Raw genomic sequence first — 24,586 nt, forward strand, 5'->3', positions numbered from 1 at the left:
TTTTTGACGATATTAGTGGGCAAAATTCCCGCTATACCGGTTGGAATCGGACATTCGTCTCTTTTAGCGGGTAGAATTCCCTATCGCGGTCCAAGGCGTCATTTTCCAAGCGCAGGGGCTGCCTCCCAAACCATTCACATGGCTTGGGGGCAGCCCCTTTTTCTAAATATAGCACCGGTCCCGGCTTGTCAGTAGCCGATCTTCAAGGTCTGGCCTTCGACGGCTCCCCCCTGCGACAGGGTGATGGGCAGCTTTTGCTCCGCAGTGAAGCCGATAGTCTCCCCATGTCTCAAGGTCACATCATCCCCTACAATATAGTCGGTGACCATGAACATAAGCTCAAAAACGTCTTCCAGCGACTCCCCGGAGCTGATAATCTCCAGTTCCTCCTTGCCGAATGTCCGCAGCCCCCGCGTATAAGCGGAGGCTTTTTGCTCCGTCCGGTACAGCCCGATAAATACCCAGAGAGACACCGGAAGCCCCTCCTCATGCAGCATCTGCGCCGTCTCCACATATTTGCCCGCTTCCACTACCAGCGGGGCCATATACAGGGCCAGGGCATTGTCCAGCTGCAGCCATGCGCTCGCCGTCTTGGTGAACAGCTGGTAGCCATCCAGCACATCGTCATAGTTCAGCACCGTAATGATGATCTGCGCCTGATGTCTGGAAACGACCTGCTCCGCATCGGGCCACAGCAGATTATATTTGCAGCAGTCCTCGGCCTCATTGTCGGGAATCCGAGCAGGAATATAAGCGCAGACCACCTGCATCCCGTCCACACTGAACATCAGGTTATCTTGGTCGGGCCTGTCTTCTACGTCTATATCCCATTCCTTTTTCATGTTAGCGATGAAGCGGTCAAAATCACATTCACCGCTCTCCAGCAGCGCGAACCCCAGAATCAGCTCCGCTTGTTCCTCCGCCCGTATAGGTTCTTCGGCGGCTGCTTGTTTTTTTCGGCGCAATCTGTCAAACATCCCCATAGGACCGATCTCCTTTGTTATCGCGGCACAAGATTGGTTTCCACTCCGCCGGCTTCAGTATTCAGCAGAGTTACTCGGACCAATAGTTCGCTTCCGGATTTAGCGCTGCGGCCACTTCGCCTTCTTTGACAAGATCGCAATCCAGGTAGCCTTCTTCGTCCAGGAAATAAACCTCCTGCTTGTAGAATTCGCATAGTGTCTCCAGGAATAGGGCAGGCGAATCATACATAACGACCAAATCGCCGTAATCATGCAGCAGGTCGCATATCCGTTCAACACCCTCCACGGAACGATGGTAGCAAATGAAGTCACTTCCATAGTTCGTCAGCAGCGGAAGAATCACTCCCTCTGTCTCCTGGCCCTTCTCTTGCAGAACCCCGGCCAGCACCTGCATCTCCTGGGCATACTCCTCCCTGTGAATCAACCGGTATCCGGGTATAAATTCAACAAGGCTGGGGTCTTCTTCATCACTGCCGGTGCCGGCAACAGTGCTGTATACGGCCTCCAGCAGTTCCGGAACCTGCGGCACCAATTCGGCAAGGCTCGTAGTGCAAGCCTCATCGCCCGCACCCAGACTGGCAATGTAATTGGGACGTTGCTCTGCGGACAGGCGGAGGTATTCCTGGAATAGTTGTGTTAATGGTTGAGTTGGCATGTTGTCATCCTTTGCATGGTTAAATAGTTGCTTACTCTCTATTATCCTCAATGATCCTGGCGATGCAACTCCCAGCGCCGGAGCATCTCCTCATACAGCTGCTCCAGCGGAATCGGCAGAGCAGCCTGGGCAATATTGACCGGGGCGTCCACCATGCGGTGATTCACCCGCATCAGCCAGCCCTTGAAACCCCGCTGGTTCGCCAGATATGCCTGCGGGTCCTTGAGCTGAATGCCGATCATTTTTTGCCCGGAAAGATGAAACAGCTCCAGATTCTCGATCTCGTCCCAGCGGATGGTGCCGCCGGAGGTGAATGAAGAATGATCGGTAACGCCCTGCTCATCCAGAATCACCGCCGGCCCGCGGTCAAACATCATCTTGATAATGTACAACAGACAAGCGCCGAAGAAAACGGTACAAACCAATCCCACCAACGCAATAAGGATCGACTCTCCGCCCTCCAGATAAAGGCTGATCATCCACACCCCTGCAGCGACAAAAGCCAGTCCGGCCAAAGCCATCAGCCACAGATTCCGCTTCCCCGTATACACCTTAAAAGACTCCTGTTTCATTAATGTGTTCATGTGTCCCGTTTCCCCCAGTCATTCTTATGTATAAATGGCTCCAAATAAACTATTAAACTTCCTGACCTCCTGTTTAAACACACCGGCAGCGGGCAGTTCAACGTTAAGTATAAATATCCGCCAAAAAAAAAAGGGATGCTCCAGCCATTCATGACTGCTGGAACACCCCCGCCGGATAACTATCGGCTTATTTATAAATCACGCTGCCGCCTTCTTTAAAGGCTTCGGCCTTCTCGCGCATTCCGGCGGCGATGGCCTCTTGCTCTGCCGTTTCCTCCCGCTGCCGGGCGGAGTCACGGATATCGTGAGAAATGCGCATGCTGCAAAATTTCGGCCCGCACATTGAGCAGAAGTGGGCCGTCTTGGCCCCTTCGGCCGGCAGCGTCTCGTCGTGGTATTCGAGCGCCCGCTCGGGATCAAGCGACAGATGGAACTGGTCGCGCCAGCGGAACTCGAACCGCGCTTTGGACAAGGCATCGTCCCGCTCCCGGGCACCCGGATGGCCTTTGGCAAGATCGGCAGCATGGGCGGCGATTTTGTAGGTGATGACCCCTTCCCGCACATCGTTTTTGTTCGGCAGCCCCAGATGCTCCTTCGGCGTTACGTAACACAACATCGCTGTGCCGAACCAGCCGATCATTGCTGCGCCGATGGCCGAAGTAATATGGTCATAACCGGGAGCAATATCTGTCGTGAGCGGCCCCAAAGTGTAAAAAGGCGCACCATGGCATAGTTCCAGCTGCTTATCCATATTCTCCTTGATCTGATGCATCGGCACATGTCCCGGGCCTTCAACCATTACCTGCACATCATGCTTCCAGGCCAGCGCCGTCAGCTCGCCCAAGGTCTCCAGTTCCGCGAACTGGGCTTCGTCGTTCGCATCGGCGATGGAGCCGGGGCGCAGTCCGTCACCAAGCGAGAAGGCTACATCATAGGTCTTCATAATCTCGCAGATCTCCTCAAAATGCGTGTACAGGAAGTTCTCCTCATGATGCGCCAGGCACCAGGCTGCCATAATCGATCCGCCCCGCGAGACAATCCCGGTCATCCGCCTTGCCGTCAGCGGGATATAACGCAGCAGCACCCCGGCATGGATGGTGAAGTAATCCACGCCTTGCTCGGCCTGCTCAATCAGTGTGTCGCGATAGACTTCCCACGTGAGCTCCTCTGCTTTGCCTTTGACCTTTTCCAGAGCCTGATAGATCGGAACAGTCCCGATGGGTACCGGAGAATTGCGGATAATCCATTCCCGGGTTGTATGAATGTTTGTGCCGGTGGAGAGGTCCATGATGTTGTCCGCACCCCAGCGCGTAGCCCAGCGCATCTTCTCCACCTCTTCTTCAATAGAGGAGGATACCGCCGAGTTCCCGATGTTCGCGTTGATCTTGACCAGAAAGTTCCGCCCGATAATCATCGGTTCGCTCTCCGGGTGGTTGATGTTCGCCGGAATAATTGCACGTCCGCTGGCGACCTCATCCCGCACGAACTCGGGCTTCACCTGCTCGCGGATCGCAATGAATTCCATCTCTGCCGTGATGATGCCCCGGCGTGCATAATGCAGCTGGCTGACATTGCGCCCCGCCTTCGCTCTCAGCGGCTGCCGCTGCAAGCCCGGAAATACCTCCACCCCCGATTGGCCTGAAGCATTCCCGTTATCCTCCGGCCTAATTGCTCTGCCAACATAGCTTTCGGCATCACCGCGGGCTTCAATCCACCGCAGCCGGTGCGGCGGAAGCCCCTGGCGGATATCGGTCGACGCTTCGATATCGGTGTACAATCCGCTTGTGTCGTAGACGCGCACAGGAGCATTGTCCTCTTCACCGGCCGCGCCAGAGGTCTTGCTCAGACTGATCTCCCGCATCGGTACCCGGATATCCGGGCTGGTACCTTCCACATACACCTTGCGGCTCCCCGGAAAAGCGGACAAATCCACCTCTCCTTTGCGGTCAGCAGCCGCGTTTGCAATCTTCTTCAGTTCCTCGTTTGACCCGTTCTTCACTTCATTTGGCATCTTGATTCCTCCCTTAATGCTTAGTGGAATTCATGAGCAAGAATGCGCATCAAAAAGCCGCTCCACATGGAGCGGCTTTATCAGTGAATGATCAGGGAACAGATCATGCCAATTACAAATAAAGGTCCGACTCCACTTTCCTACGCTGGTATGATCCAGATCAGGTTCAAGGGTCCGGAAATGCAATTTTCCCGTCTCAGCCTATTCAGGCTCCCCTAGTGGGTTCTTGTTCAATTAGTTATACGGTACATAGAAATCCAGCAATTGTCAACCATTAGATCGGATTCTACTCTTCGGGCAACCTTACCTCTCTCATTCATTTATTTGTAGTTGCCTTTCAGTATTCCCACCGCCTTCAGCCGGAACTCGGCCGCTGCAGCCTCCGGCGTGATCTGGCCGAACAGCAGCAGATCATACAGACTGCGCAGTTCGCTTACCACCTTCGAGGTCAACACAGGCTCCGGCGGGTCCATCGGGCTGCTGTTCTGCTCCACCCAGTCGATATATTCCACAACCTGAACCATTTCCGGCTCCAGGAACGGCTTCAGCTCTTCTTTTACTTTGGAGGATACCGGTACGCCCCGTTCGCCTTTCAGCAGCTTATTGGCTTCCACATCATTGACGAAGAAGTCCAGAAACTTTGCGGCTTCCTCCTTGTGCCTGGAGCTTTTGGCCATGGAAAAGAACATGCTGGGCTTAAGGAACATTCCCCGTGCTTGATCCGGACCCGGCATGGGAGCAATCGCCAATGGTTTGCCGTAGCGCTCAACTGTGCTGATGAACTGGTTGGAATATCCCCAACCCAGCAAAGCCTCGCCTTTATAAAAGGGGTCTTCTGCCGGGTTCTTGATATTGAACATCCAGATATCCGGGGCAAAAATAAGCTTATCTCTGGCCAGACGCTGCATCCGCCCGAAGTAATCCGTGAACAGCCTGTCCTCTTCGTATCCAAGGCCCTCACCATCCTTGGAGAACAAGGATGCACCCTGCTGCCGCAAATAATAAGAGAAGAACTGCTCCGGCGTCAGATAGGTGCCGAGGTATGTTCCTTTTCCCTTAAGCGCTTCCCCCATCGTATCCAGATCTGCCCAGGTCCAGGATTCTGCAGGCGGAGCAATTCCGTTCGCCTTGAACACTTCGGGGTCGTAAAAGGTGCTGAGCGCATTGACGCCCAGGCTGATCCCATACAGTTTGCCGTCCAGTCTGCCTCCGGACAGATTGGACTCACTAATAAAAGTGGGATCAATCCCGCCTTGATGGAGATAAGGCGACAGATCCTCCAACAGATCCAGGCTGCTGTATTGGGTTAGATAGGAGACATCCATCTGGAGGATATCCGGCAGTACATTTCCGGCTGCGCTTGGCGCAAGCTTTTTCCAATATTCGTTGAAACCGCTGTACTCGAATTCAATATGCACATTGGGATGCTGCTGCTCATACATCTTGATGACCCCTATCGTGGCCTCATTCCTGAACTCGCCGCCCCACCAGGCGATACGCAGTGTAATGTTCTCAGCCTCCGTATGTCCCCCTTCCGCGGCAGGCTGCCCAGTGCAGCCAGTCAGAACCGTCAGCAGTACGATGATCATGAACCTCGATATGTGTTTACCCATCGTTTATTCCTCCTGCGGTAACGGAAGCAGCACACTGACCTTTGTCCCGAATCCCGGCGTGCTTTCCACTTTAATTCCATAGCTGTCACCGAAGGCAAGCCGGACCCGGTCACGGATATTGAGCAGTCCGATGCCTGTGCCCCGGGTCTGAACCTCGCCGCTGAGGACCCGGCTTACGAACTCTTCTTCCATTCCGGGACCGCGGTCTTCCACGGTAATGGCCAGCATCCCTTCCTGCTGCCCGGCATACAGGCGGATACTGCACGGCTCAATCATCGTCTCCACACCATACTGAATGGCATTCTCCAGTAAAGGCTGAAGTGTCAGCTTGGGAATGGCTGCGGAATAATACACCTCCGGGACCTCCATTCGGAAATCAAGCCGATGCTGAAACCGGTGCGTCTGGATGGTAATGTAGTGGCTTACGATCTCCAGTTCCTGGGCGACTGTAATCACATTCTGCTTCAAGCTGATGGAGGAGCGCAGCAAATAGGCGAGGGAAACCACCATGCTTGAAATTTGCCCATGTCCGCTTTTCTTGGCCAGCCAGTGAATGGAATCCAGTGAATTGTAGAGAAAATGCGGATTAATCTGTGCCTGCAGTGCCTTGAATTCCGTCTCTTTAATCACCAGCTGGTTGGCATAATTCTCCTTGATTAAGGTATTGATGCGGGTGATCATCAGCCGGAAGGTACGCTGCAGCAGCCCCACCTCATCCATCTGCGGAAATGCCGCCGGGGCCACGGGAATGCCGCTGCTGTCCAGATCCCCATACTGCACCTCTTTCATCTGGCTGATGAGCAGCCGGATCGGCCGGGTCAAATTGCGGGCAAACCTGATTCCCAGCGCAATTACAAGCAGAACCGCCAGCCCAAAGACGATAATCATGGCACGTTTCACCCACAGGATTTTCTCGAAAATATCCTTGTAAGGCACATAATTATAGTAGGTCCATCCGGTATAAGCGGATTTTTTCTGGGACAGGAAGAGGATATCGCCGTCAACCTCCTTGATTTCATACCCCTCGCGGGAATTCTGAGCTTGCATAACCCCGGTCACGCCGGATGGAATTCCACGGTACGGATAGACCAGATCATCGCCTGATTTCAGGACAATATCGCTATGGCCGGAAGCCATTCCGGCATAATCCTCGACCAGCCGCTCAATATTGATCCGCAGGAATAAAGTGCCGATCTTCTCCAGGGTCATGGGATCGAAGGCACGGACTTCCCTGACCATCATCAGCATCCGGTCCGTATCGTCGGGATAGAGCCAGCGGACAGCTCCTTTGCCGCTGGCGGCCTCGGCGATCATACGCTTGTATTTATCCTGCGGGAAGGTCAGCGTCTCGCCATAATTGCTGATCCGGCCCGTAGGATCAATCAGATGCACCGACTGGACGTAACGCTCGGCGGTGCTGATATGGGTCCAGAGCCGGTCCGTGATAGTACTCCGGGTGATATATCCCGAATAGTCGGCATCATTGTGGCGCAAATCCCACAGGCTCTGCTGAATCTGCCTGTCGGCTATGATTGTCAGGGTCATGGCTTCAAGCTTCTTCAGCTCCATATCCACCGTGGTGGAGGAGAGATTAAGCAGCCGGTAGGATTTGTCATACAGCTGTTTGTCATAGATGGAATAGACGTAATACAAAGAGCCAAAAGCCAAGGTTATGATGATAATCATGAGCAGTATAATCGTGAGAAACACCTTCAGCTTAATGCTTAAATTCCGGTATGCCTTCATCCGGCAGCGACTCCTTTGTATCCGTCATGCTCCGGCTTTAGCCCGTTTCTATTTAGCCTGGTATCTTTCGTAGGCTGCCTGATGGGCTTTCACGGCCTCTTCGATCCCCATTCCCTTGATGGTATCCACCATCTTGTCGAATTCACTAATCGGCTTCTGGCCGTTGATGATGGCGGTCATTGTCTCATTCAGGTAAGTATTGATCTGGCTCATAATAGAGGTCACCTGGCTGGCTTCGTCCGTTGTCAGGCGGATCGGCGGCAAGGTCAGGTCCGAGCTTTGTGTCATCCAGGAGACATTGGCCTGCTTCTGCCCTTCATCGATCAACAGGGCATCCAGGTACTTGCTGTCCTGATCGATCGGCCCGTCCATAATGGATAACGCGTACGAAGCAAGCGCCTGATCATAAGTCAATCCCTGCGGATTCTTAAAGATCGTATCAGTGAACTTGACGACATCGCCTTCCTTGACATAACTCTCCCCTTCAATCCCGAAATTGAACAGATCATGCCCTTCAGGACTGTAGTTGAAATCCATCCACTGAACGATATACTTCAGCTTGTCTTCATCGGCACCCGAAGTAATCGCTTCACCGTAGGTCAATACTTTGTTGTTCATATTAAAAGCGGCATAGGCTGTGCCATCCGGCGCAACCGGCGAAGGTACTCCCGTGAGGTTGAAATCCGGGTTGTCTTCACGCATCAGGTTGAAGTATTTACCCATTCCACTGAATACGCCGCCCTGATAGGCGCCCGCCAAATTATTCGTGACCTTGTAGTCAAACGCCTTGCCGTCATTGGTCATGATCTCAGGATCAATCAGCCCTTCGGCATACCACTTGGACATGGTTTCGAGGAAATCCTTGTATCCCGGCTGAATAGGGCCAAACTCCACCTTATCGCCTGTTATCTGGAACCCGCCGATCACGCCAAAAGCAGGTGCTAAATCATGCAGCTTGGTTAAATTGCCGGGGCCCCAATTGCCGGTAAAGGGCAGTTCATCTTGCTTGCCGTTTCCGTTCGGGTCCTTTTCTTTAAACGCCTTTAGTACAGTGTACCATTCATCAATGTTAGTCGGCACGGAAAGACCCAACTGGTCCAGCCAATCCTTGCGCATGATCAGGCCCGAGGTTGCATTCAGTTTAAGCGCATCCAGTTTGAGCAGCGGGAACATGTAGATGGTTCCGTCATCGAGTGTAATCTGCTTGCGCACCTCCGGATCGGAGTCGATGATTTTTTTGAGATTGGGGGCATATTGATCGATCAGCTCATTGAGGCGGATAATCCGGCCGTCCTCAATCATCTTCTCCGGGCCGCCTACGGCATCCGCCCAGTTATAATAGATCACATCTGGCAACTCTTTGGTAGCAATGAGCAGATTGAATTGATCTTTCTGCTGCCCGAGCGGCGGATGTGTGAACTTGGCCTCAATACCGGTCAGCTCCGCTTTTTTCTGGTATGCCTTATTGTCGGCAAAACCTTCCATCGAAGCCGTCAGCTTCGCGTCATTGGCACGCCAGTAATTAATGGTGAACGGTTCCTTTACGATCGGCAGCGGGATTTCCGTCAGCACTTCAGCGGGTTTTGCCGCAGGGTCTGTAGCAGCACTGTTCGCCGGCCCATTCTCCGTTTCTTTTCCCGAGCATCCGCTCAGCAGTCCTGCAAAAAGTGCCGAGCATGCCATCATGGCCCCTATGTTCTTTTTCACCGATAAATCCCTCCATAAGTAAGTGATATTTATTGTTTCACGGCACCGATTAAGGCGCCTTGAACAAAATATTTCTGAATAAACGGATACACCAGCATAATGGGCAGCGTTGAAATAATGATCGTAGCGTATTTAATGTTCTCTCCAATCGCAAACCCCGTGTCCGCTCCCGCGCCCATGGATTCCGTACTGCTGCTGATCAGGATATCGCGCATAATAATCTGGATCGGATACAGGTCCTGGCTGCGCAGATACAGCATCGGGCCCACGAAATCATTCCAGTGGTCAACGGCATAATAAAGCGTCATTACCGCCAGTATCGATTTGGAGAGCGGCAGCACGATGCGGAACAGGATCAGGAAGTCGTTCGCCCCGTCCAGCTTGGCCGATTCAATCAGACTCTCCGGGATACTCTCGAAGCTTGTTTTCATAATCAGGAAGTAAAAGGTGCTGATCGCCCCGGGGATAATAATCGCCCAGCGGGTATCCACCAGCCCCAAATTCTGCACGAGCAGGAACGTCGGAATCATACCCCCGCCAAAAAACATCGTGAACGTGATCAGCTTCATCAGCGTCTTGCGCCCATAGAGATCCATTCTGGACAAGCCGTAGGCAGCCAGGGATGTCATCAGCAGATTAACAAGAGTTCCTACAATTACATAAAAAAGCGTATTCAAATATCCGGTGTAAATCTTCGGATTCTGAAAGACAACCTTGTAAGCCTCCAGCTGAAAACCTTCCGGCAGCAGCATAAGCGAGCGGGAACGCATTAATGCATCCGGGTCGCTGATGGAGGAATTGAACACATAGAGCAGCGGATAGATCGAAATGGCCATAATGCAGCAGAGCAGCAGGACATTGAACCCATCGAAGAGATACTCACCGGCCGAACGTTTCATGTAAACTCCCTCCTGTTTACCATAGACTGGTCGAATTCACTTTTTTGCTGATAGAGTTAGCCATCAATAACAGTGAGAAATTAATCACTCCATTAATAAGCCCAATCGCTGTCGAATAGGTATAATTGCCTTCCAGAATCCCTGAGCGATAGACAAAGGTGGAGATCACATCGGATGTCTCATAGGTAGGAGCTGTCTGCATCAGCAGGATTTTTTGAAAATCAGAGTTCATCACCGCACCCAAACGGAGGATCAGCATAACTACAACCGTTGGCATAATGCCCGGCAAAGTCACATGCAGCAGCTGCTTCCATCGGCCCGCGCCGTCGATCTTTGAAGCCTCATACAGTTGGGGATCAATCCCGCTCAGCGCCGCCAAAAAGATAATGGATGCCCAGCCCGCGCCCTGCCAAATGTTGGAGAGTATGTATAAGGGCCTGAACATATCCTTTTCCGCCAGGAACATGACCGGCTGCATATCGAAGAAGCTGCGGACCACATTAAACAGCCCGCCATCCAACGCGGAGAACGTCTTGAGCATACCGACCACAACCACAACAGAAATAAAATGCGGCATATAGCTGACCGTCTGCACCGTGCTTCTGAACCATTTCTTCCGCACCTCGTGCAGCAGGAGGGCCAGAATAATCGGGGCCGGGAACCCGAAGAGAATGCTGTAAAAGCTGAGTATCAAGGTATTCTTAATGATCCGCCAGAAATAATAGCTGTCAAAAAACATCTTGAAATTATCCAGTCCAATCCATTCCCCTGCCCATATGCCCTTAATCGGACTGTAGGACTTCTGAAAAGCCATCACCAGACCGTACATCGGCCCGTAGCTAAAAATCAAATAATAAGCCACGACCGGGATCAGCATGAGATAGACATATTTATTCCGCAGCAGCTCCTTCTTCAGGAAAAACAGCTTGCCGGTCTTCCTGCGGGTGTGCTCTGCGGGCAGCTGATGCTTCAGCTCCATGGTTGTACCCCCGTTCCTGTTATTTTCAAATCATGTATTCAGCTATGTCCTTACTTTACAAGGCTTAAGAGGGTTTTCCCATGTTCATATCCGCTCTTCATTGGTCTAAAACCGATGACTTTTTGTAAGCGTAACCACAGTAAAAAGCACCCCGCGCCGGCGAAATGCCGGCTGCTTAGGGTGCTGCGGTAGCTCTACAATAGCTACGGTGCTTTGTTGTACTCGGAGGGGGAGCATCCGGTGTGTTTCTTGAACATTTTGCTGAAATAGGAGACATTATCGCCAAATCCGGTCTCTTCGGCCAGTGCCGATACCGTGCTGCACGCTCCTCGTTCCATATGCTCCAGCGCCTTCTGCATCCGGTAGTTCATGACATAATTGGTGAATTTCTCACCGGTCTCCTTCTTGAACATCTTGCTGATATAATCGGGATTCATATAGATTTCGTTGGCCACCGTCTGGAGAGTCAGTGTCTCATCCCCATATTTGCGGTGCACAATGTGTTTTACCTCCAGGACCATCTGCGACTGCTTGCTGCGGTTGCGTTCGTAGCGTTCCAGCGTGATCTCTCTGGCAATGGTGAGGATGGCCTGCTGCACCGACTGCAGCGTCTTCAGCTCAAGGATGCTCGGCAGCTGATCCATATAGGCCCGCATCTGCTCCTCCCCGCATAAGCGGATCATCTCCATGAACAGCTGGATGAGATGGGATTTGGTCTTGGCGATATCGTATTTCAGCGCCAGCAGCAGCCCAAGCAGTGCCGCAAGTTCACGTTCCACTTCATCCCAGTGCCCGGCCTTGATCAGCAGCACCAGCCGTTCCTGGTCGTATTGGAGGCCCATGTCCATATCTTCGCCCGCAACGGAGATATCTTTCTCCGTAATCAGGCTGCCTTCGCCCAGGTAAAAGCGGTGATTCAGGCAGTCAACCGTCTGTGCATAAAGCCGCCGCACCTGGGCAAGCTCCCCGGCATCGCTGAGCGCAGCAGTGATGTCGGTATGATAATAATCGATGAACGTGCCGCGGAGTGTATTGATCCGCTCAAACAATTCCGCTTCCGCAAGCTCGTCTTCCATCATCAGCAGCACCCGTCCGCCCACCGTTGTGCTCAGAAGCAGTGACTGCAGAATATCGGCAGCCAGATTCCGCACAGCAAAGAGATGCTCATATTCATGTTCGCCTTCCATTTCCACGAGCAGCAGCCGGACACGCCGGTTCTGGAAATGCAGTCCGAACAAGTCCCCGAAATACCGCCATTCCTGCTGGCCATAGGTTTTGTTCGTGACCAGCTCCTTCAGGAACTGTTCCTTGGCATGCGGCAGCACACGCTCCAGACCGTATTTGACGGATTCAAAAAAAGCTTCACGGCCCGCCTGTTCCTCTCGTTCGACTATCAGCTCCCTTAAAGCTTCCCCCAGGCTCTCCTCGCTGCAAGGCTTCAGCAAATAGTGTCTGACGCCATACTGCATCGCCGCCTTGGCGTAATCGAATTCGGAGAAACCGGTCAACATAATAAAAGAGATATCCGGATAGAGCGCGGCAACCTTCGCCACCAGCGCAAGTCCGTCCATTCCTGGCATGCGAATATCCGTAATTACAATATCGGGCGGGTCCTTGTCCACCAGCGCAAGCGCCTCGAAGCCGTTCTGTGCCGTTCCAGTCAGCTCAGCGCCAAGGGACGCCCAATTCATCACCGACGAAATTCCGTCCAGAATAATAAATTCATCATCCACGAGCAGCACCTTTTGCATGGTGTACCTCCTCTTGGTATATTAAGCGCTTTCACATTGAAGTTCAAAAAGACCGGCTGCATTCGCCTCTACAGGCGGCAACCAGTCCCGGGTAACACGGGAAGCGGCTTATTTCGCCGATGTCCACATTTTGTTCAGCCAAGCATCAAAGTCTGCGCCTTTTTCGCCTTCGTACGTATCGTATACGTCGATTCTCATCTTCTTAAGCTTCTCTTTGAATTCTTCGTAGGAATGGTCCCGCGGCAAGCTCTTCTTGATTCTCAGCAGAATCTTGGAGACGCCCTTTACCAGCTCCGGCTTGTTCTTGGAAGGGGCCTTCACATCTTCACCAAAAGCCTTCAGCTTCAGATAAGCCGCTTCTTGCACGGTATATACAGGATCACTGTCCATAAGGCGTGTCAGGATATCAACGATTTGTTTATGATGCGTCTGGCCCAGCTCTTCCACTGCGGCAAGGCGCGCTTTCCAATCCGCAGAGCGGTTAGCCTCTTTCTTCAATACCTCGTAATTCTCAGGCAATTCCTGATTCAGTTCTTCATTATTCAAACGACACAATTCCCTTCTATGTTCAATCTAATGTGAGATACTGCAATTTTACCGTACTGTTCTCCATAATATCAATCTTTTCGCCAAAAAGGGCGGTACCAGCCCGGGATCACTCGTGTAAACTGCTCATAATCCGCCAAAGCCAGCTCACAACGGGCCTGCATGCCCTCAATATCTTCCTGACCGTACGGGATGGCCCATTGGATCGAGCTGAGGGAAGCGAAAGCAACGTACACTGCAAGTCTCTTCCAGAAGGATTCCGGAGGGGGACCCCCAAAGTAGCCGTCGAGCTTTCCTTGGGCAAAAGCCAGGCTTCTCTCCCGGTCAAAAGACTGCAATTTGTAGAACTCTTCCACGTAATCGCCGCTGCCGGAGCGGTTGAAATCAATGACACCGATCCGTCCCTCTGACGTGTAGATCAGATTGCCGATATGAAAGTCCCTGTGCTGATAGACTTTGTGGGTGTCTACAATGAGGCCAATATTGCCTCTCACATAGGCAAGCGCGGCTTCGTCACCCGGAATGCGGTAAGGGCAGTGCTCATATTCTTTAATTTTGTCCAAAATCTTCTGCTTCATCCGGTCCTCCCAACCCGAGAGGTCCTCATAATTCGGAATGGAGTGAATGCGCTTAAGAATACCGCCTGCTTCCGTACCAAGCCGATACTGTTCTTGTTCGGTAAAGGATAGGAGACATTCTTCGAGCGGACGCCCCTCCACCCAGGTAAGCAGCATATAGATGTTCTCTCCCTGAGTAGTGATGCCAAAATCTACTGCCCGTGACATTGGAAAATCCAGCGGATTGACCCGCTGAATCATCTCATATTCCTCCCGCTTACGGTCATAGGTTTCCCGGTCCGACAGCCTCAGCAGCCGTTTCTGCCCCTCTTTATCCTCAATGAAATATTTGCGGTCGCTGGACCAGCCTTTCAATATAGGCTGAATCACAGTCCAGGCTTCACTTCCTGGTATGCCGGTGATGGTATCCACTCAGCGTCCCCTCCATCCTTAGAGTCTGTTCCGCCGCCGTTCTGCCGCTCTACCCAGGATTGTCTCATGACGCTTCATCTACCGCAAGCACAAGTGGGATAAACACTAGCACGCGTGTGGATGCTCCGGAACGGACCGTTGTTCCAATCGCTCTGCTCCCCCATTCATCCGCTCACTAAACACACCCGGTACACCGGTTCAGCCGTGACCTTATGAAATACTGCCGTCGACTCTCCGGTGAACTGCTTCTCGACCGCCATGGCCGCATCGGCGACGATGGTCATGATGCCTTTACGCAGCGGAGTGGTCTCCAGAATGATCTCGCCCCCGCGGACGACATGCCGGAACCGGGACAGACCTATTTCCCACGGCTGGCCGTTATAGAAGTGGTCGTGGAACAACCGGCCTTTGGAAAAGGCATAACCCACGTTGCCCGTGTAATCAATCTTCAGGAGGACCTCCTCTACACCTTTTAACAGATCGGCGGGAACCTGCACAGCCATCTTATGATCATGAATCCGCCGGATCGTCAGCTCGATCTCCTTCACCGGAATCTCGATATCATAGCTGTAGAACCACTCGTCGTGCCGCTCGGAGATGGAGCAGCCGGTCTGTGCAGTACTCCACCGCGGTGCCGCCTGCCCTTGTCCTCTATATTCACGGAAGGTGAAACTCCCCTGTCCGGTGCTGAAGAACTCGATTCCTTCCGCCGTCTCCACAAGCGGAGTTTCCGAGAACAAAATCCGTGTATGTCCGTCATTGTTCATTACCCACAGCGCAGAGGCGTCCTGGGCATTCATCGCGTAGATGCGGACTTCCTTGGCCCCATTCCGCGCAATGCGGATCATCGCTGAACGGTCATGCGGGATGACTACACTGTATGCACCATCAGCCTCAACCGCCGCTGTGCCTGCATCCATATCCACGCTAATGATCTCTTGTCCGGCCAACTTAAATTCACCATCCACGCCTTCAGGCATGGCGAAGAAATAAGTGATGGCTGCCTCCGAGGCTACAGCCGTTACGGGCTGGGCGGTCGCATACATCAGATTCAGACCGTCCAGTGCGAAGTTGAACGGAAACATCAATGAAGCCTTTTGCCGAATCGTCAGCGAGGTCTTCTGCGGGAATCTAAGGGTCTCCCCTGCCAGTTCAACCGCGAACTGGACCTCTTCATGGGTATCCATCTCGATGTGATCCTGATAATTATTGACGAACAGGAAGCCCGACTTCCCGTCCGTGCGGACAGCGTAGCGCAGCGTATGCGCATCATCCGGAGTGATGTCTGCAGAACCTTCGGGCAGAACCGTTGCCATAGGCGCGAGACGTTCCGCGAACTGGTGCAGGAAATAATGCAGCGGACGCAACAAATGATTCGACGCGCGGACCTGTCCGAACTCACCAATCGGCGCCTGGAAGTCATAGGTGATTCTTGGTGTCGTACTCTCGTTCAGATAACCCGTCTGGCCGACAGGATTCGTCCCCCCATGGAACATGTAATAGCCGACAAAGTTGCAGCCGCCGGCGATTTTCATCAGGCTCATCGCCATCACGCTCTCCGGCTCTACCTGAAAGCGCGACAGATACCAGGTCTGCATCCCGCCCCCCATCTCACAGCAGGCGAAAGGATATTTGGTCCGGGCATAAGGCGGATGGAACTCCCCGGTCTCGGCCTGCTCATCATGATAATTCATGAACAGATACTCTTGCGTCGCCTGCTGATCCGGGTGCTGCTCGCTGACACTCCAGGGTGTATAAGCGTAACCGCCATAGAGCGGAAGCACTTCATCTTCAAGGAAAGGGGCATCTCCCCAGCCCGTGCTGGTATAGATTGGCGTTACCATCCCGGCTTCAACGGCATACTGTTTGAGTAAGCGCATATGCTCCGCTCCGGCTTCGCCGCCCATTCCGCCTCTCAGATATTCGTCGCCCTGCTTGGCCGTCATCTCCCATAAAGCCGCCGCAGCATTGAACTCATTCTCAAGCTGAACCCCGATCACCGGACCGCCGTCCTTGAACATCAGCCCTTTGGCCTGACGGCCAATCTCATTTACCAGAATCCGCACGTAATGCAGATACCCCTCATCATTGGAGCGGACATCAAAGGACCGCCCGAACAGCCAGTCCGGCAACCCGCCATTGCGCACCTCCCCATGGCAAAAAGGTCCAATACGCAAGATCACATGCAGGCCAACGCGTCCGCACAGCTCCACAAATTGGCGCAAGTTCCGGTTCCCTTCCCAATCGAATGCCCCTTCGGTCTCTTCATGGTGATTCCAGAAGATATAAGTGGCCAGGACGTTGATGCCTGACATCTTCATCTTGCGGATTTCCGCTTCCCACTCTGTTTCCGGGTAGCGGGAATAATGGAACTCGCCGCAAATCGCGAAATAAGGCTTACCGTTCCATTCCATATAATAATTGGTGAAGCTGATCTTATCCCCTTGCGGATTGGTTCCGCCTAACCGCAAGGATGCGGGATAGATATCTTTTGGGGCAACGCCCGCCTGAATGTTATATTCCATTTTTTTGTAGCTCCCTTTTAGAAGAATGCTTTTCGATTCGCTTCTCCGCCGCCTTCTCGGTGGACACTGTCCGCACTTCTGGATTTGGATTCCACGGTGGGAGGAAAACCATATTATTTATTGAATACAGTTGTAAATTATCTGTGCAACTTGTGCTCGGGTAGCAGAGGCCTTAGGATCAAGTTCATTCCCGTTTCCTGTAATCCATCCCGTATCCACTAATAACTTCATCGAATCTTTGGCATAACCAGCTACAGCAGCTGCATCAACATAGTTTTCATAGCCCTTACCATTTTTACCGGTTGGCAGCTCGTCCAGCTGCTTCAGAATGTTGTAAAGAATAACAGACATATCTTGTCGGCTTATCGTTGCTTCCGGCATAAATTTATTGCCGTCCACACCAGAAACCAACCCTAATTTACGCGCAGTGCCCAGATACTCGGTATAGTACTTATTGCCTGCATCTAAGAAATTATCGGTTATTATGGCATCTGTCCCGATCCCGTAAGCTTTCATGACCATCATCAGGAAGTCTGCCCGCGTCACGTTTTTGTCAGGTGCAAATGTACTGCCTCCAACGCCATTCGCAATCCCTCTTGCCGCCAGATACCCAACGGCATCGCTATACCAGTTCTCCGAGCTGACATCATTGAATTTCACTTCGTTATATCCCACTGCATAATTTGAGAAATGGGTTGTCTGAAAGTTAACTTTCCCTGTTGACGCATCATAACCTCCCCTAACCGGTTTGAGGTTTCCTGCTTTGTCGATGTAATATGCAACAATGGCATTCTTCTTTTCACTCGTCATCGGAATATAAGGTATGCTAATCTTTAACTTTCCTCCGTTGAAGTCTGTAATTTCAGCATCACCTGCTTTTACAGAGAAATCAAAAACCGATCTGTCCCCTACTTTATTCTGAACATTTTCTGGCAGGTCGGATTTAGCAAGCTTCTTGATGCTTATTATGCTTTCCGCACCTGTACTACCACCAATGGCAGCTGCTGCTTTTGGATCAAAGGTGATCACAGCAATGCCTGCATCCACTCTTAGATCTGCTTTTGTCGTGTCGGCTAACGGTTTGAGAGCTTCCTTCGGAATTACTAAATGGACAGACTTTTCATTTGCTGCAGCATCAATCTTGATAACAATCACTACTTTTTGTCCGGCGGCTTCAGACTCTTTGACCTTTTGGACCAGGTCGGTGATCACGCTCGAATCAAGCTTGGCAGTGGCTATATTTGTTGCCGTATCCTTTAATGCCTTGATCATAACGGTATAAAATGTTGTGTTGCCAGTGATAAGAGGAACAGGCTCTGTTTTTGGCGTACTAACTCCCCCGGTACCGCTGCCGGAAGGATTATTGCCGGTATCTCCACTAGTTGGGGGAACTTGCGTCCCCGGGGCATCACTGGTTTTAACTAGAACAAAATCGTCATAAGAACCCCAGTCCCCAGGCTTCGCATCCAGAGAAACCCCTATTTTCAGCGTTCCGTCAATGACCTTAATATTTTCAATGGCTGCTTTGTTCCACACATTCCAACCCTTATTCGCAAAGCTGGAAGTTAATTGGGCCTGATCACCACTAATTGCATACAACTGATTCTTCATTTCTTCGCCAGCGCCCTGCGACCAAGCCGACAAAGTATAGGTTCCATTCGTCAAGCCGGTAATCGTCTGAAATGCTTCAAATGTATATGCCGTTTTCTTCCAAAACCCAAGTGACTTTGTACCTGTATAGGCGGAATTCGATGCTAATGGCGTAGAATCAGGAATGGTCCACCCTTCAGGAGAACCCTCTCCATTGACCTTTTCAAAGCCGGGATTTATAACAGGGTTCGGGTCCACAGTGAAATGAAGGGTATACGTTCTTGTCCCTTCCCCCGTTACAATAACCTTTGCGCTGCCAGGCAAAGCCGTTGCTTGTGTAATCACTGCCACTCCGCCGTCTGCTGCTGTTGCCGCAACTGAAGGTATGGTAGTCGTACCATACGGCAGAACCACATCATAGTCCTGAATGTTTGGATCAAATCCCGGAACCGTAGCATCATTCACTTTTAAATCTGCCAATCGGGTGTTATCTTTCTTGATCAGCTCGAAATCGTCAATGTTTCCCCACTGCTCGCCAGAAAGTTTAAAATGGGCACCTACGGTTAGCTTTCCATCCGTAACTTCAATATTATCTAGAGTTGGCTTGCTCCATTGTCTCCAACCTGTATTAGTAAAGCTCTGAGTTGCGCTACCGGCAAAAATCTCCGAAACTTCTTCACCACCGCCGCCGGAGACCCAAGCCGATAATGAATATGTTCCATTTTCCAGCCCCGTGATGGTTTGAGAAGCAGTGAATTCAGCAGGATTTGCACTATAGTAGTGTAATGCCAATGTACCGGAGTGTACGTCAATATCTGTGCTAACCGCGCTTGCATCCCCTGAAATGGTCCACGAATTCAACCCGTCTTCAAAACCAGGGTTCTGTATCAAACTTGTACTAGGGACTACGGTAACTTCGGTAGAGGCAGTAAAACCTCCGTCATAGGTAACAGCCGATACAGTTGCAGCTCCAGTGGAAATCCCAGAAATAGTCCCATTATAAGGGTCTACTTTGACAACTTCCGGCTTGGAACTTGTAAATGCAACTCCTTTATAGGTTGCATTCATAGGATTGATGAGTGCTGATAATTTATCCGTCCCACCAACTTCAATAATAGCCGTATGCTTATCAAGAGCCACCGATACAACCGGATTCCGGTTGATTTCGGCAGCGCCATTAATGAATGCATCCATAGCGAATGTCGGTGTGCCATCTATGTTCCATGCGGATAAGGGATAGCCAAACATGATTCCTGTGGGTTCCCAGTAAAATATACCGGTTCCCATATTGTTTGGAACGGCATGCAGTTTATTTTGAACGGCTACAAGCATGTTATAAACGCTATCGACATCCTTGGAAACGTCCCCCCCGACTTCAACTACCATAACTTCCTTCCCATATTTCGCTTCCAGTTTATTCATGTTTTCGCTTAATTCATTAATTGAGGATGTAAAGACTGAATCCGGATAATAGGACAAGCCTATGATATCGTAATCGCTATCTTTGAGGCCGGCAGCTACGAGACCGGCATAATACGAATCAACGCCAGCTTCTGCTCCATTTGCTCTATGGATGATAACCTTAATCCCGGGAAAAACTGCTTTGGCTGCGCTTGATCCGGCTTGAATCAGTTGAACGAGGTTGGACGTATTGCTATAACTCCCCAACGGATGCAGCATGCCATTATTAATTTCATTTCCTATTTGTACCCACTCTGGTGTTACGCCGGCTTCTTTTAGAGCATTCATCACCTCAGAAGTATATTCCGATACATGTACTTTTAATTGATCTAAATTATCATTAGCCCATGCTTTAGGTGTGATCTGTTTCCCGGGATCAGCCCAAGTATCGCTGTAGTGTAAATCAATCATAACCCTGAAACCGAGAGCGCTTACACGAGACGCTAATGCAACCACTTCTTCTGTACTGTTATGACCATTGGAAGGGTCATCTGAGGGATTAACCCAAGCCCGTATTCTTATGGAATCAATTCCGTGATCCTTTAAAATCTGGAGAAGATCCTGTTCTTCCCCATGATCATTATAAAATTTATACCCTAAAGCCTCTAATTGGGGCAGCCAGCTAATATCTGCGCCTTTGGAGAATGAGCCAGGAGCAGATGAAGCTTTTGCCTTTGCGGGTAAACCGAATGATGTCATGGATAGAATCATTGCAAATGTAAGAAAGATTGCAAAAACTCTTTTTCTGTTTTTCATATTAGAGCCTCCATAATCAATTTTGTAAACATATAGAGTAAAAAGGGCTGCCCCAAAGCCCATGCTTTGAGAGCAGCCCGGAAGCCATTACATAAACTTCACTCTTATTCAGCTATTTTTTGCGCTGCCAGGAAGGCATCAATTTGAGATTGCATTTCAGTCTGGACCTTGTCAATGCCGGCTGATTTCAGCTGCTTGATCAGGTCAGCCTGACCTTTTTCGATATCATCAATCAATCCGTATTCCAGCGGAATAGCGTAACGCAGCATGACGTTCCCGATATTTGCCACTTCGTTCTTTACTTTAGCCGAGTCGAAGACAAAGGTTTCCAGCGGGAAGTGATAGACGCTGGACTGCCAGGTGTTGAACATATCGTCAGCTTCCTTTGGATAAGCCGCATCTTGGCGGTTCAACGGGGAGTTCCAGCCCCAGTTCGAGAAGCCGGTGTAATTCGCAGCCGCAGGACCTGCAGTGTACTTGTCATCGCCTTGAGGAATATAGTTGGTTCCGGCAATACCGTACATGGTCAAGTCGTGAATTTCCTTGTCATTCTGCAGCAGATCAATCAGCATCAGGGAACGTTCAGCGTTCTTCGAGGTTGCATGGACGGACATACCATTCTGTGTCGCGATGGCAGCGATTTTCTTCTTGTCCGGAGTGAGGTCGGCAATTCCAAGCTCTACATCCGGTTTGTCGCGGCGCATTTCAGCAAGGTTGGCGGCTACAGTACCCAGGTTATGGGCATAAGAGGAAACCTTCCCGGCTTTGATATCCTGCCATACATCATTTTTGTTGCTGACTACGTTTTTGGACCATGCGCCATTGTCGGCCAGATCTTTATAGTATTTAAGCAATGATGTGAATTCTGGAGTATCATAGATGTTGAATATTTTACCGGAAGCATCATCCAGCTTGTACGCAAGCGGCAGCAGGTTCGCATCCACCAGGTTGAAGTTGTTGTTCTGCTCCAGCAGAGTTTGGTCTAACTCATGAAACTTCCAGCCATCAGCAGGCTTAGCTCCGAAAGCGGATACGCCTTTTTCTTCTTTAGCAACCGTTTTCAAGTAATTGGCATAAGTTTCAGGACTGTTGATTTCCGGAAGATTGTATTTCTTGCGCAGGTCTTCGCGGTACAGTACAACCTTGTCGGTAACCTCAACGTTGTTGTTTGGCACCATATAGAGCTTGCCATCCACTTTTGCTTGTTCCCAGTTCACTTTAGGCATGGCTTCCCAGGTTTGCGGCATATACTTGGACAGCATATCATCCGTCAGCTCCAGGAATCCGCCTTTGAGTGCCTGATCGTTATAAAATGCCCAGTTAGCTGTGTATACCAGGTCAAAATCCTCATTGGCTGCAAATTTCAGCGGATACTTCTGTGTCCAGTCCGACCAGTCAAGGAACTCTGTTTCCACAGTAGCATTGATTTTTTCCTTTAATTTGGTGTTCAGTTCTCCGAATACCTTGTCGTAATCACCAGGCTGACCGCCGACAAGCAGCATTTTCAGTTTGACCTCTTTGGATGTGTCAGGAGCGCCAGAATTTGTGGCTGCTCCTTCAGTAGCGGTTGCTCCATTGTTCGTTGCTTCCGCAGCTGTATTGTTGTTGTTTCCGCCTCCGCATGCACTGAGAATTGTCCCCAGTGTCATCATCGTTGCCAGCGTAATGGTGAGTTTCTTTTTCTTGTTTGTCATGACCGGTATTTCCCCCTAATCGAATAGTTGGTTGGGTTATATATTGATAACCGGGTTGCCCCGGGACTATCCTTTGACAGCACCAATCGTGAGACCTTGCACAAAATACTTTTGGATGAAAGGATAAGCAAGCAGGATAGGTCCAGTAGCCACAATGGTCATGGCCATCTTCAAGCTTTCAGTAGGCAGATTGGAATTCACTACCACACCCGAGGCCATCATCGCCTTGCGCATGCCATCCATGTTGCCCAGCATTTTGTAGAGATAGTATTGAAGGGGCATTAATTCGGACTTGGAAATATAGAGCAGCGCGTTGTACCAATCGTTCCAGTAACCCAGGGCTATGAACAAACCGATCGTAGCCAGTGCAGGCTTGGACAAAGGCACAATCAGCTGCAGGAAAATCCGGAAGTCGCCAGCTCCGTCAATTTTAGCAGATTCCGTAATCGCATCCGGGATACTGCTCATGAACGACTTCATGACGATAATGTAGAACACATTCATCAGCATCGGCAGAATCAACACCATCAGTGTATCTTTGAGATGCAGGAAGTTGATGATCAACAGATACGAGGGAACCAGGCCACCGCTGAACAAAGTAGTAAAGAAGAAGTAGAAAGAGAAGCGGCTGCGCCATTTAAAATCACTCCGGGACAGTACGTAAGCTGTCATGGAAGTCAGAAACAATCCGAGCACGGTGCCGATTAACGTAACGGAGATCGTCACACCGTAAGCTCTGAGCATATCAGCCGGATACTTGAACAGCAAGCTGTAGGCTTCCGTGGAAAAGGTAGACGGGATAAGCTGGAATCCTTTCTCGATAATAGAGCTCTCCTCACTTAGAGAGGCGGACACCACCAGTAAAAAGGGAACAATGCAGAATATAGCGAGCACTGTAAGCGTCACGTATCCGATGATTGACAACATCAGCCGGTCCGTGTTGACACGCTTGCGCACCTTTGTAGTTTGGATTTTTGCAGTAGTTGAACTCATTGGGCTACCTCCTTTTTCTAGAATAGAGCACGGTCTTTATCGTATTTGCGTACCGCGTAGTTGGCGAGCATGATGGTTACAAAGCCCAGCAGCGATTGATAGAATCCGGCCGCAGCGGACATCCCGATTTCATTCGAGGTTGTGAGCGAGCGGAATACGAAGGTATCAATAACGTCGGTGGACGAGAACAGCAGGCCGTTGTTGCCGACCATGTTGTAGAACATCCCGAAATCTCCGCGGAAGATGTTGCCGATGGCCAGCAGAACCAGGATGATCACCGTAGGGATCAGGTTCGGAATTGTAATCTTCATAATGCGCTGGAAAATATTCGCACCGTCAATTTCGGCTGCTTCATACATTTCCGTATCGATGCTGGTGATTGCCGCCAGATACATGATCGTTCCGTAGCCCAATGCCTTCCAGGCAGACACAACCACGAGAATAACCGGCCAATAGGCTGCAGTATTATAGATATCGACTGGCTGCATGCCAAGCCCCTTCAGCAATACATTAACGGTACCAACATCGAAGTTGAACAGGTTGTAGGCGATGGCTCCAACCACAACCCAGGAAATGAAGTATGGCAGGAATAGTATCGTTTGTGTAATCTTACGGAACCATTTGCCGGCAACCTCGAACAGCAGGATGCCCGCAAAGATTTGAAGTACGTTGTTCACAACAATAAATGCAATGTTGTACAGCGCGGTGTTTCGAGTTACGCGCCAGGCATCACCGGAACCAAAGAAAAATTTGAAGTTGTCCAGTCCATTCCATGGACTGCCGAAGATACCGTCTGTGTAGTTGTATTCCTTAAACGCCAGCACAATACCCGCCATAGGCACGTAAGCAAACAGCAGGAAAAACAGTACTGCTGGAGTCAGCATGAGGAGTAAGGTTCTATACTTCTTGATATCATCCCAGAACCCATGTTGTTTCAGTTTCATCTCGAATCCCCTTTCCATCTCACTATTTCTCTATAGCCTTATTATAAAGAAGCGCTTAACTGGTGTGGATTCAGCCCATCAACTAAAAGTAATACTTTTTCAACGATCGGTTCAAACATTTACTTTTCCAAAAGGCAAAAAAAACGCTGCCTGCGGCCTG

17 protein-coding genes and 1 riboswitch are annotated in these 24,586 nt (G+C 50.7%); all 17 genes read right to left on the reverse strand.

Annotated features, from left to right (window positions below; translation table 11 throughout):
- Positions 1-188: 188 nt before the first annotated feature.
- The 17 genes from IEY53_RS19275 to IEY53_RS19355 all read right to left on the reverse strand — a co-directional run bounded on the left by IEY53_RS19275 (position 189) and on the right by IEY53_RS19355 (position 24,426).
- Positions 189-983: a DUF4261 domain-containing protein gene (locus IEY53_RS19275; protein WP_189027844.1), complete on the reverse strand. Its 795-nt coding sequence runs from the start codon at positions 981-983 to the stop codon at positions 189-191.
- A gap of 70 nt (positions 984-1,053) precedes the next feature.
- Positions 1,054-1,638, reverse strand: coding sequence for an SMI1/KNR4 family protein (locus IEY53_RS19280; protein WP_189027846.1), 585 nt, complete (start codon positions 1,636-1,638; stop codon positions 1,054-1,056).
- Between the two features lie 47 nt (positions 1,639-1,685).
- The gene (locus IEY53_RS19285; RefSeq protein ID WP_189027847.1) at positions 1,686-2,222 is read right to left on the reverse strand and encodes an STM3941 family protein; all 537 of its coding nucleotides are present in this window, start codon (positions 2,220-2,222) and stop codon (positions 1,686-1,688) included.
- Between the two features lie 187 nt (positions 2,223-2,409).
- Entirely contained in the window at positions 2,410-4,233 is a 1,824-nt protein-coding gene (gene thiC, locus IEY53_RS19290) for a phosphomethylpyrimidine synthase ThiC (protein ID WP_189027848.1), read from the reverse strand.
- 120 nt (positions 4,234-4,353) lie between these two features.
- Positions 4,354-4,460: riboswitch (TPP riboswitch) on the reverse strand.
- Positions 4,461-4,553: 93 nt separating this feature from the next.
- Positions 4,554-5,846 (reverse strand): ABC transporter substrate-binding protein, encoded by a 1,293-nt coding sequence (locus IEY53_RS19295; RefSeq protein ID WP_189027850.1) that lies wholly within the window; start codon positions 5,844-5,846, stop codon positions 4,554-4,556.
- Positions 5,847-5,849: 3 nt separating this feature from the next.
- Positions 5,850-7,592: a sensor histidine kinase gene (locus tag IEY53_RS19300; protein ID WP_189027852.1), complete on the reverse strand. Its 1,743-nt coding sequence runs from the start codon at positions 7,590-7,592 to the stop codon at positions 5,850-5,852.
- Positions 7,593-7,640: 48 nt separating this feature from the next.
- Positions 7,641-9,299 (reverse strand): type 2 periplasmic-binding domain-containing protein, encoded by a 1,659-nt coding sequence (locus IEY53_RS19305; protein WP_189027853.1) that lies wholly within the window; start codon positions 9,297-9,299, stop codon positions 7,641-7,643.
- A gap of 29 nt (positions 9,300-9,328) precedes the next feature.
- Positions 9,329-10,198, reverse strand: a complete 870-nt coding sequence (locus tag IEY53_RS19310; protein WP_189027855.1) for a carbohydrate ABC transporter permease — start codon at positions 10,196-10,198, stop codon at positions 9,329-9,331.
- A 16-nt stretch (positions 10,199-10,214) separates the two neighbouring features.
- Complete coding sequence (locus tag IEY53_RS19315) at positions 10,215-11,177, reverse strand: ABC transporter permease (protein WP_189027857.1); 963 nt, start codon at positions 11,175-11,177, stop codon at positions 10,215-10,217.
- Between the two features lie 203 nt (positions 11,178-11,380).
- A complete protein-coding gene (locus tag IEY53_RS19320) occupies positions 11,381-12,928 on the reverse strand; it encodes a response regulator transcription factor (RefSeq protein ID WP_189027859.1) in 1,548 nt (515 codons plus the stop codon).
- A gap of 108 nt (positions 12,929-13,036) precedes the next feature.
- Positions 13,037-13,474: a HEAT repeat domain-containing protein gene (locus tag IEY53_RS19325; RefSeq protein WP_189027860.1), complete on the reverse strand. Its 438-nt coding sequence runs from the start codon at positions 13,472-13,474 to the stop codon at positions 13,037-13,039.
- A 71-nt stretch (positions 13,475-13,545) separates the two neighbouring features.
- A complete protein-coding gene (locus IEY53_RS19330) occupies positions 13,546-14,463 on the reverse strand; it encodes a phosphotransferase family protein (RefSeq protein WP_189027862.1) in 918 nt (305 codons plus the stop codon).
- Positions 14,464-14,627: 164 nt separating this feature from the next.
- Positions 14,628-16,988, reverse strand: a complete 2,361-nt coding sequence (locus IEY53_RS19335; protein WP_189027864.1) for a beta-galactosidase — start codon at positions 16,986-16,988, stop codon at positions 14,628-14,630.
- Between the two features lie 117 nt (positions 16,989-17,105).
- On the reverse strand, positions 17,106-20,795 hold the full coding sequence (locus IEY53_RS19340; protein ID WP_189027865.1) for a glycosyl hydrolase 53 family protein: 3,690 nt from the start codon (positions 20,793-20,795) through the stop codon (positions 17,106-17,108).
- Positions 20,796-20,899: 104 nt separating this feature from the next.
- The gene (locus IEY53_RS19345) at positions 20,900-22,489 is read right to left on the reverse strand and encodes a DUF3502 domain-containing protein (protein WP_189027867.1); all 1,590 of its coding nucleotides are present in this window, start codon (positions 22,487-22,489) and stop codon (positions 20,900-20,902) included.
- Positions 22,490-22,555: 66 nt separating this feature from the next.
- The gene (locus tag IEY53_RS19350) at positions 22,556-23,482 is read right to left on the reverse strand and encodes a carbohydrate ABC transporter permease (RefSeq protein ID WP_189027869.1); all 927 of its coding nucleotides are present in this window, start codon (positions 23,480-23,482) and stop codon (positions 22,556-22,558) included.
- Positions 23,483-23,499: 17 nt separating this feature from the next.
- Entirely contained in the window at positions 23,500-24,426 is a 927-nt protein-coding gene (locus tag IEY53_RS19355) for an ABC transporter permease (RefSeq protein WP_189027871.1), read from the reverse strand.
- Positions 24,427-24,586 lie beyond the last annotated feature (160 nt).

The organism is Paenibacillus albidus (genome assembly GCF_014644435.1).
Taxonomy (GTDB): Bacteria; Bacillota; Bacilli; order Paenibacillales; family Paenibacillaceae; genus Paenibacillus_AQ; species Paenibacillus_AQ albidus.